The sequence below is a fragment of the Collinsella sp. TF10-11AT genome (genome assembly GCF_003437565.1).
Lineage (GTDB): Bacteria > Actinomycetota > Coriobacteriia > Coriobacteriales > Coriobacteriaceae > Collinsella.
Genome location: NZ_QSQW01000029.1, coordinates 1 through 1,857, shown reverse-complemented (window position 1 = coordinate 1,857; position 1,857 = coordinate 1). Strand labels below are relative to the sequence as shown.

Below are 1,857 nucleotides of genomic sequence, written 5' to 3'. Positions count from 1 at the left end.
ACCATGGTCGTGGGCATCATCGGCGCGTTCTTCGGCGTGCTGGCGTAGGTTCCTGCGTTTTATTCTGCCCCCAAGGGAAACGGCGACCCATTGCGGTCGCCGTTTTTTATTACCGAAAGCTAGCTGGAGGTGCTTCGTGATTCGATCTGACAATCCACCCGATAATGGCGTGAGCGGGGCGATGTATCTATTTGGCACGGCGCTCTTATGGAGTTTTATCGGCATCCTCGTTCGCGCCAATTCGCAGTCAGCTCTTTTGATCGGTGCCGTTACGGCAATATTTATGGCGCTCTTTATCCTGCTCGTCGGCAGGCCCGTCCTCCGCGTCAGCCGTCATATTGTCCTTGTGGCCGTCTGCAACTTCGTGACGGGCACCACGTTTAACTTTGCCAACCAGCTCACGACGGTCGGCAACGCGATCGTTCTGCAGTACACCTCGATGATTTTCGTTATCGTGTATCAATCGCTCGCAACTCGTACGTTGCCCTCGCCTGCAAAGATTGCCTCCGTGGTGGTTGCTTTTACGGGTATGGGACTTTTCTTTTTAGGTGATTTGAGTGCCGAGGGCATGCTCGGCAACCTGCTTGCCGTCATTTCGGGCGCCACCTTTGGGCTGTGTTTCTTTTTGAACTCTCGCCCCGATGCGTCGCCCATGGTGTCCTCGCTCATCTCCTGCGGCATCTCGATACTGCCGATCGTCTATTTTGCCGGCGACCTAGGCTCCGTAAAACCCTTTGAGTGGGGGCTTATGCTGGTGCATGGCCTTTTTTGCAGCGGCCTTGCGAGTGTGCTGTATGCCAAGGGGATTGCGCGCACTAACGCGTTTGCGGCCAACTTGGTTTGCATGAGCGAGGTCGTGCTCGCTCCCTGCTGGTCGGCGCTCCTCTTTGGCGAGGTCTTTCGCTGGAACGAGTTTTTGGGCGCGGCGATAATCGTTTTGGTGATTGTAGGCAACTTGGCATACGATGCCTTTGGCGATGGCTTTCTGGTGGCGCTTGTCCGCCATCGAAACAAAGAGCGCGCCTGATGGGATACGTCTGCCGTTTACGGTAAAAAACACCCCGCTGAGCGAGTGGTATTAAATAGTAAGAACCTGCATATCTATAATTGGTATCAAATCATTTGTGCCTGGCATGGGTGTTCGCAGCACACCAGGTACGCTTCGAGCCGTGTGATCGAACTCCTGGAATTGATATCAACAACGCGCGCGACGGGAGTGACGACGGTTCGATATTCCTTATTGGGAGGAATTATGCTTGTCCAAGCAATCCTCGTCGGCTTAGTCGGAGCGTTTGGATGTCTCGACTACCAGCTCGGCACCCTCTACGCGTTCCGCCCCATCGTCCTGTGCCCGCTCGTGGGCCTGGTGCTGGGGGACCTGCAGACTGGTCTTGCCGTTGGCGCCAGCCTGGAGCTGCTGTTCATGGGTTCGGTTTCCATCGGCGCCTACGTGCCGCCTAACGAAACCATCGGCGGCGTGCTCGCCTGCGCGTTTGCCATTCAGCTCGGTCAGGGTACCGAGACGGCCATCGCGCTCGCCATGCCCATCGCTGTCCTTTCGCTGACGATCGGCAACATTACTAGTGCCTTGTTCACCGTGTTTGTCGATATGGCAGACAGGTTCGCCCTCAAGGGAAACCTTAAAGGCATTTACGCCGTTCATTGGGGCATGGGTCTTTGGGGCTGCCTTGAGTATTTCCTGCTGTGCGGCGGCGCCTTCTATCTGGGCTCCGATGCCATCCAGGGCCTGCTCGACTTCGTCCCGTCCTTCATCATTGATGGTTGCGGCGTTGCCGCCAACATTCTGCCGGCCATGGGCTTCGCCATGCTCGGCCGCCTGGTGCTCACCAAGCAGCT

The 1,857-nt window shown here is 56.6% G+C and carries 2 protein-coding genes; both read left to right on the top strand.

Annotated elements, in window-relative coordinates:
• Nucleotides 1-136 precede the first annotated feature (136 nt).
• Nucleotides 137-1,027, top strand: a complete 891-nt coding sequence (locus tag DXC99_RS10180; RefSeq protein ID WP_233505728.1) for a DMT family transporter — start codon at nt 137-139, stop codon at nt 1,025-1,027.
• A gap of 225 nt (nt 1,028-1,252) precedes the next feature.
• A partial coding sequence (locus DXC99_RS10175; protein WP_147329362.1) for a PTS sugar transporter subunit IIC occupies nt 1,253-1,857 on the top strand: 605 nt, incomplete at its 3' end.